This is a genomic window from Dinghuibacter sp. (genome assembly GCF_035492835.1).
Taxonomy (GTDB): Bacteria; Bacteroidota; Bacteroidia; order Chitinophagales; family Chitinophagaceae; genus Dinghuibacter.
The window spans coordinates 1-8,007 of record NZ_DATJIY010000236.1; the positions used below are offsets into that span (position 1 = coordinate 1).

At 60.9% G+C, this 8,007-nt stretch carries 9 protein-coding genes; 7 read left to right on the top strand and 2 right to left on the bottom strand.

Features of this window, described 5'->3' with window-relative positions; all coding sequences use genetic code 11:
- The coding region (locus VL547_RS21555) for a hypothetical protein (protein ID WP_325581880.1) at nucleotides 1-462 on the top strand (462 nt) is incomplete at its 5' end.
- An 8-nt stretch (nucleotides 463-470) separates the two neighbouring features.
- Here VL547_RS21555 and VL547_RS21560 read toward each other — a convergent pair.
- Nucleotides 471-2,330 (bottom strand): tetratricopeptide repeat-containing sensor histidine kinase, encoded by a 1,860-nt coding sequence (locus VL547_RS21560; RefSeq protein WP_325581882.1) that lies wholly within the window; start codon nucleotides 2,328-2,330, stop codon nucleotides 471-473.
- A 2-nt stretch (nucleotides 2,331-2,332) separates the two neighbouring features.
- Nucleotides 2,333-3,448 carry an acyltransferase family protein gene (locus tag VL547_RS21565; RefSeq protein ID WP_325581884.1) on the bottom strand — a complete coding sequence of 372 codons (1,116 nt, stop codon included), beginning with the start codon at nucleotides 3,446-3,448 and terminating at the stop codon, nucleotides 2,333-2,335.
- Between the two features lie 134 nt (nucleotides 3,449-3,582).
- Between VL547_RS21565 and VL547_RS21570 the strand changes: the two genes are divergently transcribed.
- The 6 genes from VL547_RS21570 to VL547_RS21595 all read left to right on the top strand — a co-directional run.
- Nucleotides 3,583-4,167, top strand: a complete 585-nt coding sequence (locus tag VL547_RS21570; RefSeq protein WP_325581886.1) for a TetR/AcrR family transcriptional regulator — start codon at nucleotides 3,583-3,585, stop codon at nucleotides 4,165-4,167.
- Entirely contained in the window at nucleotides 4,164-5,234 is a 1,071-nt protein-coding gene (locus VL547_RS21575; RefSeq protein WP_325581888.1) for an NAD(P)/FAD-dependent oxidoreductase, read from the top strand. Before VL547_RS21570 ends, VL547_RS21575 begins: the two co-directional genes overlap by 4 nt.
- A gap of 91 nt (nucleotides 5,235-5,325) precedes the next feature.
- Nucleotides 5,326-5,682: a hypothetical protein gene (locus VL547_RS21580; protein ID WP_325581890.1), complete on the top strand. Its 357-nt coding sequence runs from the start codon at nucleotides 5,326-5,328 to the stop codon at nucleotides 5,680-5,682.
- 22 nt (nucleotides 5,683-5,704) lie between these two features.
- A complete protein-coding gene (locus VL547_RS21585) occupies nucleotides 5,705-6,124 on the top strand; it encodes a secondary thiamine-phosphate synthase enzyme YjbQ (RefSeq protein ID WP_349255544.1) in 420 nt (139 codons plus the stop codon).
- A 39-nt stretch (nucleotides 6,125-6,163) separates the two neighbouring features.
- The gene (locus VL547_RS21590; protein ID WP_325581894.1) at nucleotides 6,164-7,597 is read left to right on the top strand and encodes a hypothetical protein; all 1,434 of its coding nucleotides are present in this window, start codon (nucleotides 6,164-6,166) and stop codon (nucleotides 7,595-7,597) included.
- The coding region (locus tag VL547_RS21595) for a hypothetical protein (protein WP_325581896.1) at nucleotides 7,594-8,007 on the top strand (414 nt) is incomplete at its 3' end. The genes VL547_RS21590 and VL547_RS21595, both read left to right, overlap by 4 nt.

The window sequence follows — 8,007 nt, forward strand, 5'->3', positions numbered from 1 at the left end:
GGCCGACACCGGCCGGTGATGGCGCCCGGTCAGTACACCGAACTTTTTTTCCTCGACGAGGCCACCGCCCTTTCCGCGGGTCACCGCCCTTGCGCCGAGTGCCGCCGCGAGGACTTCAACCGCTTCAAGGCGGCGTGGATCGCGGGCAACCCGGAGTATGGCTTTACCATGAAGACGCCCATCGGTCAAATTGACGAAGTGCTCCATGCCGAACGCACCGGCGGGCCGCATGAAGAGCCCATCGACGCGTTGCCCGATGGCACGTTCGTGGTTTTCCAAAACACCCCGCACCTGCTGTATAAAGGGCTGCTACGAAAGTGGTCCCCCGAAGGCTACGGCGACCCCGTGGTCCCCACGATGGGAAGCGGCGAAACGGACCGCCCCATGCGCGTACTGACCCCCGCCTCGACCGTCAACGCCATCCGCGCCGGCTATTGTCCGCAGGTCGGGCTCGAAAAGTAGCCGGCGTCCTAGGCGCGGGTGGCGGCCGGTAGCTCCAGGAGGAACGTGGTCCCCGCCCCGGGCGCCGACGACACCGTTATCTTGCAATCGATGGCCCGCGCGAGATCGCGTACCACGTGCAGCCCCAGGCCGCTGCGGATACCCACGGGGGCGGCTTCGTCCCAGAGGGCCTTGAGCTGCTCCGCGGTTGCCCCCGGACCGTTATCGGTAACCGAAAGCCAGCCGGGACCGGCCTTCCACACGACATCGGCGCCGGTCTTGAGCGCGTTATTGGTGAGGTTGCGCATGATGGTCTTCAGGTAGTGCTCGTCGGCAAAGACGGTCCCCTCGCCTTCGAAGCGCAACGAGGCCGCGCCCCCGAAATATTCCGAGAGCCCGCGGAAAAGCTCCGCCGACGACAGCACCGTAGGCGACGCCTGGAAGTGCTGCATCTGCCCCTTGCTCCATAGTAATAGATCCTCCATGGTTTCGAGCAGGCGCTCCACGTTTTCCTGGAGACGCGCCTCGTGGGCGGCATCGGCGCGCTCCGGGGCCATCTGGCGGAGCTGCAAAAAACTGATCAGCCGGGCCACGGGGGCGCGGAGGTCGTGATTTAAAATATTGAAAAAGCGGGTCTTGTTCTCGTTGGCTTCGGCCAGCAGCCGGTTGTTGCGTTCGCGGAGGATACTCTGCCGCCACAGCAGGAGCCCGATGACGCCGAGGAGCACCAGCCCGCCGACCAGGAACCAGCGCTGGCGGCGTTGGGCGGCCAGGGCCTGTTGTTCGGCCTCGATCTGGCGGTCGCGCAGCTCGACCTGGTATTTCTCGTCTATGGCGGCGACTTTGTTTTTGTTTTCCTGGGAATAAAAGGAATCGTAGACGTCGTTCCGCTGCCGCAACCGCGCATAGGCGTTACGGTAGTCGCCTTCCATGGATTTGACCCACGCCAGGGAATCCAGGAAACCGATCCTGTTCTCTTCGGTGGCCGCGGCAGCGGCGCGGGACAGGAAGGTATCCGCCTTCGGGAGGGACTCCTTCGAACCGCGGTGGGCCATCCGCGCATAGGCGATACCGATATTGCCGAGGTTCATGACCGCGTACATGTTGTTGGGCGCGAGCGTGTCCCAGATGGCCTTTGCCTTGAACGCGTAGTCGAGGGTCGCGGCGAAATCATAGGGCGTGGTGTTCGAGAGCTGGGTGTACATCGTCGCCACGCCCATCGGGTAGTGGTTGTCCTGGTACAGCTGCAGCGCCTTCTTGTATTCCGCCGCCGCCTGCGGCAGGCTGTCCTCCTTGTAGTACATCGCGCCGAGCGTCTCGTATATCTTGGTGACGGAGAAAAAGTGATCCACGGAGTGCAAGCTCACGCCCACGTCCAGCGCCTTTTGCGCAAACTCGCGGGTCTTTGGATAATTTTCCTGGTTGAAGAACATGACCGCGATGTTGGTGAAACCCATCTCCATAAAGGCCGTGTCGTCGATCCTGGCGGCCACGGCCAGCGCTTTGTAGAGGTCGTCGAACGAGGCGGGGACGTTCGACTGTTGCTGGTCCACGGCGGACAGGAATACCAGCGAACGCTCCAGGGCCTTGGCGTCGTTGTCCTTTTGCGCCAGCTCGTAATAACGGTTGATGAACCCCCGGGCTTTGACCAGATCCCCCTTGACGAGGTACGCTCGCCCCAGGGCGCCGAGCAACAAACCGGTGGAGGGGTCGTCGTGCAATTGCTGCGCCAGTGTCAGCCCCTGCTGGCCATACACCAGCGCCGAATCGGGGTTGGTGTTTATCACGGTCCGGCAGCGGTTGACGATTTGGCGGAGCCGGACGCTATCCGGTGTTTGGGCCTCGGTGATTTGCATAAAAAGAAAGGCTAGCGGCAACAGGGCTTTCATGCTTACAATATACGCCGCAACAAGGGTAATTTGCGGAAAACGGCCGCACAAACCGCAAAGCTCACCGCGATAGCCGCGACCGTCAACAAGAGGAATTTCGGGGGCAGCGGCATCGCCAGCGGACTCATCCAGCGGCTGAGGGCGATCAGGATGGGCGCGTGGAAAACGTACGCGGCAAAGGCATTGGCGGAGAAAAACCTCGCCCACCGTCCCTGCCGGTCACAGCGTCGCCTATAGGTCTGGAGCAGCCAGATCGAGATCGACACGCCCATCATCGACTCCCAAAAGGACATCCCGAGGCTTTGCCAGTGCATCCCGCCCTGGTAGTAGGGCACGTGTCCCTTCATCGCGCCGCCGAGCACGAGGATGGCCACCCAGAAGGACAAGCCGAGGAAGAGGGCGGTACGGCCCCAAAACCGGCCGTTTTCCAGCCGGTCCAGCCAACCCCCGCTATACGCTAGCGTGCCGGCGGAGAAAAAGAAAATGTATTGCGGGAAATAACAGAACTGCAAGTTGTAGAAGTCCGTGCCTACGGGCCAGGGCAAACGCATCGCGAAGGTGCAGACGGTGATCGCGCCAATGAAGAGCCAGATCGTTTTTTTGCCCGGGAGTACCGTTTTTACCCGGCCAAAGGCCCGCACCGCCACATAGCCAACGCAGAAGATCAATAACGCTTCGCAAAACCATAACGGTCCCGTGCCACCGATCCACCGGCCGCTCGTTATATAGTGCGCGTAGCCCTGCAGGAATCCATTGGGGAACACGGTCTCGCCGCCAAAGGACGAGACACACCACACGGCTACCGGTTGGATGACGAACATATAGAGCAGCAGCGGTAGCCCCAACCGGTAGCCGCGGTCTTTGAGGAACCTCCACGGCCCTTTCGTATCGTATGCCCTGGGGACAAAGTACCCGGCGATAAAGAAAAGGAACCCCATGAAAAAGGACTGGAGGGTCGCCTGGTAGGTGCCAAAAACCGCTTTTTCCGCGGGGCTTACGGGTGCGTTTTCCATATAATACCAGCTGCCGATGTGGCTATAGGTCACCGCGGCGTGCATGCTGACGACGAGCATGATCATCGTCCAGCGGAGGTTGTCGATATAGAGTAGTCGTTTCATGGGTCGAACCTACGGCGCCGGCGACGGCACGGGTAATTTTGTTGACGTTTGGGCGGGGACCGGTGACCAATGGCCAGCTCCGTGCGGACGACTAAAGATTTGTTAGTAAATAAACGTTTACTTATCTTTGCCCCATGCGCCCCAAAAACCCCGCAAAAGCCACTGCCATCCGCACGGTCGCCCTCCGGATCATCTCCGAGGAGGGCCTGGAGAACCTCAGCATGCAAAAGCTGGCCAAGGCCGCAAACGTGTCGCCGCGGACGATCTACCTGACTTATGAGAACAAGGAGGACCTGCTCATAAAACTGTTCATCGACGAAGTCCTCGGTTCCTATGAAAAGGCGATCCTGGAAGGTTTTAGTGAGGATATGGGTTTCGCCGAGGGCGTGGAGACGCTCTGGCTGAACGGATTCCGCTACCTGGCGGCCAACCCGGCGGGCTTTGCGCTGATGCAATACGGGAAGTCCTCGCCACTGCTGAACAAGGCATTCCGCGAAAGGAACATACAGGAGGGGCAGTTTTTTGCGCCGATCCATCGTTTTCTGCGACGGCATACGGAGGGAAAAAAGATCGCCCCTCTCCCTTTCGAGGCGCAACGCGCGCTGTTATTCGCGCCGCTGACGGACCTCGTACAGGAATACATCGAGCACAGCGAGCGCATACCCGAGACCGTTGTCCGCGCCGCCTGCGCCATCGCCATTAAAGGAATAACCATATGAAAAAGATCGCCATCGCCGGCGGCGGCCCCGGCGGCCTTACCCTGGCCCGCCTGCTGCAGGTGAATAATTTTGACGTAACGGTGTACGAGCGCGATACCCACCGCGGCGTCCGCGTGCAGGGCGCGACCCTCGACCTCCACCAGGATACCGGCCTGGCCGCCCTCCGCGCGGCCGGTCTGATGGACGCCTTCAACGCCGCTTACCGCCCCGGCGCCGACCGCATGCGCGTTGTCGACCGCGACGCGCGCGTCCATTACGAAGACGCCTTTGAAGGCGACCGCCCCGAGATCGACCGCGGCCCGCTCCGCGACCTGCTGCTCGATTCATTAAAACCCGATACCGTCGCCTGGAACCGCCAGTGCGTTTCCCTGACCCCTATCGGCGCCGGCTGGACGCTGCACTTCCAGGACGGCTCCGCCGCCGAAGCCGACCTCGTCGTCGTCGCCGACGGCGCGAACTCCCGCCTGCGTCCCTACGTCACCCCGATCAAGCCCATCTATTCCGGCTACGCCGCCGTCGAGGGCGCCGCCTACGAAGGCGCGCCGCGCATGAGCGCGCTGGTCAACGGCGGTAAGGTCTTTGCCCTCGCCGACTCAAAAACCCTCATCGTCGGCGCCAAGGGCGACGGCAGCCTGGCCTTCTATGCCGCGTTCGCGGCGCCAGGGAACGCAAACTTCACCGGCATCGGCAGCGCCTGGTTCCAACAAACCTTCCCCGGCTGGGACCCCGTCTGGCTCGAGCTTTTCGACAAGGGCCCGCTGACCCCGCGCCCCTTCTACTACATGCCCCTCGACCAATCCTGGCCCGCTCACCCCAACATCACCCTGATCGGCGACGCCGCCCACCTCATGCCTCCCTATGCCGGCGAAGGCGTCAACATGGCGATGCTCGACGCGCTCCAGCTGGCGACCCACCTGACCCATAACCCCGACGCACAACAAGCCATCGCCGCCTACGAATCCGCCATGCTCCCCCGCGCCGCCGCCACCACCGCCGATACCCTCGACCAAACCGCCTGGATGCACGCCCCGGGGGCGCTCGAGCGGATGGTACGGATGTTCCGGTAAGCCAATTGGCCGCGGTCCCGGGTAAATAGGGTGTTTTCACGGATTGCACAACCCGCTCCAAACCCCTATCTTACCGCCTAAATCCATATCAATGAAACCCTTCCTCCTTGCCGCCCCGCTCCTGCTCCTGGCCGCCTGTGGCACGCCCGACCCCGCAAAGACCCTTACGCCCGCCCAAAAACTGGCCATCGTGGATCACATCGACACCACGGACCAAAGGGTAGCGCAGATGGATAAGCTGCTGCAAAGCCTTTCGGGGAAATTCAAGGAACCGCAGGACACCATTGCGGAATACACGTCGCGCGCCGAAGACGTGCTCAGGGAAAAGGGCGTCGTCACCGACAACCTGGAGATACTCGGTAACATGGACGGGCTCAAAGCGGATGCCGCTGCCATGAGCACGTACAAGGACGCCATCACCATGTACCTCATGATCCGCACAAAATAGTACCTTCACGGAAGGTATGAAGATGTTCCAATACACGCTCACGCTGCCGCCCAGGCGCCGCGGGTTCCACCTTATAACGTATGAGGTCGAACGCGCGGCTCCAGGGCTGGGCGAGATCGGCAAGGGCCTCTGCCAGGTCTTTATCCAGCACACTTCGGCATCGCTGACGATCAACGAGAACGCCGACCCGACGGTGCGCCGCGATTTTGAAACGTACTTCAACAAGATCGCGCCCGAAAATGACACCGATTACGTCCACGCCGACGAAGGCCCGGATGATATGCCCGCGCACCTGAAGGCCGCGCTGCTCGGAAGCTCGGTGCTGGTACCCGTAAGCAAAGGCGCTTTGAACCTCGGCACATGGCAGGGTATCTATCTCTGCGAGCACCGCAACCACGGCGGTAGCCGGCACCTGGTGATCACGTGTTGGGGAGAGGGATAATAAATCGTACCTTGCCCGGGAATCCTGTGAACTCCCTTTATGAGCACTGTCATCTATAACAAGGACCTGGGTACCAAGCAAAAGGCTCTAGCGATCAACCTCGATCCCCAGATCTATGGCTCATTTGCGGAGATCGGCGCCGGCCAGGACGTGGCCGCGTATTTCTTTAAGGCGGGCGCCTCTTCCGGCACCATCGCCAAAACGATGTCGGCTTACGACATGACCTTTTCCGACGCCATTTACGGACCCAGCAAACGGTACGTGACCGAGACCCGGCTGATATCCATGCTGGAAAAGGAATACGGGCTGTTGATCGAGCGGCTGCAGGAAAAAAGGGGCGACAAGACCACCTTCTTCGCCTTCGCCGATACGATGTCCGCGCTCAACTATTACAAGACCAATGAGGGCCATGGCTGGATGGGCGCGCGTTTCCAGCTGACCCCCGGCGGAGAATACAACGACGTCGTCATCCACATCAAATTATTGGACAACGATAATGTTTTGCAACAAAATACGGTGGGTATCCTTGGCGTAAACCTGATCTACGCCTGTTATTTCTACAACGCGCACCCCACCATTTTTTTGCAGTCGCTGATGGACAACCTCTCCAGGGATGTCGTCCAGATCGACATGATCCGGTTCGAAGGGCCCGACTTCCGGAACGTGGACAACCGGTTGATGAGCCTCCACCTCGTCAAGTTCGGTTTTTCGGACGCGGCGCTGTTCGGCCCCGACGGCAAGAACCTGCAGCCCTCGGAGCACCTGTATAAAAAGAACATCCTGGTGATCCGCGGCCGCTTTCGCCCGGTCATCAACGTGCACATGGACATGCTCAACACCGGCGTCCGCCAGTTCCTCCAGGAGCCGGACGTCGACAAGGACAACGTCGTCGTCGTCGCGGAATTGACCCTCCAGGCCCTCCAGGAGCGGGACGCCGACCCCGCCGCCGAGATCGATGAAAAGGACTTCCTCGACCGCGTGGACATCCTCGGCGCGCTGGGGCAGACCGTGCTCATCTCCAATTTCCTCGAATACTACAAGCTCGTCGCCTACCTGTCCAAGATCACCAAGCACCAGATGGGCGTGGTGATGGGCTATCCCAACCTTGAGTATATCTTCTCCGAGGAGCACTACCACGAGCTGACCGGGGGCATCCTCGAGGCCTTCGCCACGCTCTTCAGCCGCAAGGTCAAGCTCTTCATCTATCCGACCCTACGCGCGGGCGTTATCTACAACTGTCTCCGCTTCAACCCGCCGCACCACCTCGTCGACCTTTACCGCTACCTCATCGCCAACAATAAGATCGAGGACATCCACCACTACCAGGAACGCAACCTCCAGGTCCAGACGGACAAGGTCCTCTCCATGATCAAACAGGGCGCCGAAGGCTGGGAAGAATACGTCCCCGCGGAGGTCGCGGCGAGCATAAAGGAGCGGTGCCTCTTCGGCTACGCCTGCGAACCCAAAGTATGACGACACTCCAGCGACCCCTCCACCCCGACGAGCGCGCCCTGCTGGAGCGCTACAGGCGGAGGCTCGCCCAGCCCGTACGCCTGCCGGTGAAGGTCTACTGGTTGTTCGCGTTGTTGATAGCCGGTGAAGTCTTCCTCCACCTGATGAGCCGGCAACAACAGCAGGGCTTCTTCGGCCTCTTCGCCCTGCTCAGCGCCTCCGCCTTCGCCATCGTCGGCTACGTCCCCATAGCCTTCTTCATCACAAAACACCGCCGGAAACAAAAGGTCCTCGCCATCGACAAAGCCTTGACCACCACCATAACCGTCACAGCGGTAACCGCGTTGCGGACCGCGCTGGCCATGGAGCACGCGCGCGAGGGCGACCTTTGGATCATCGAATTCGAACCCGGTCATCTCCTCTATCTCTGG

What these genes read in the sequence shown, in the direction of transcription:
- VL547_RS21585 (WP_349255544.1), top strand. Translation starts at nt 5,705, where the DNA reads ATGTTCCAATACACGCTCACGCTGCCGCCCAGGCGCCGCGGGTTCCAC.
- VL547_RS21590 (WP_325581894.1), top strand. Translation starts at nt 6,164, where the DNA reads ATGAGCACTGTCATCTATAACAAGGACCTGGGTACCAAGCAAAAGGCT.
- VL547_RS21580 (WP_325581890.1), top strand. Translation starts at nt 5,326, where the DNA reads ATGAAACCCTTCCTCCTTGCCGCCCCGCTCCTGCTCCTGGCCGCCTGT.
- VL547_RS21575 (WP_325581888.1), top strand. Translation starts at nt 4,164, where the DNA reads ATGAAAAAGATCGCCATCGCCGGCGGCGGCCCCGGCGGCCTTACCCTG.
- VL547_RS21565 (WP_325581884.1), bottom strand. Translation starts at nt 3,448, where the DNA reads ATGAAACGACTACTCTATATCGACAACCTCCGCTGGACGATGATCATG.
- VL547_RS21570 (WP_325581886.1), top strand. Translation starts at nt 3,583, where the DNA reads ATGCGCCCCAAAAACCCCGCAAAAGCCACTGCCATCCGCACGGTCGCC.
- VL547_RS21560 (WP_325581882.1), bottom strand. Translation starts at nt 2,330, where the DNA reads ATGAAAGCCCTGTTGCCGCTAGCCTTTCTTTTTATGCAAATCACCGAG.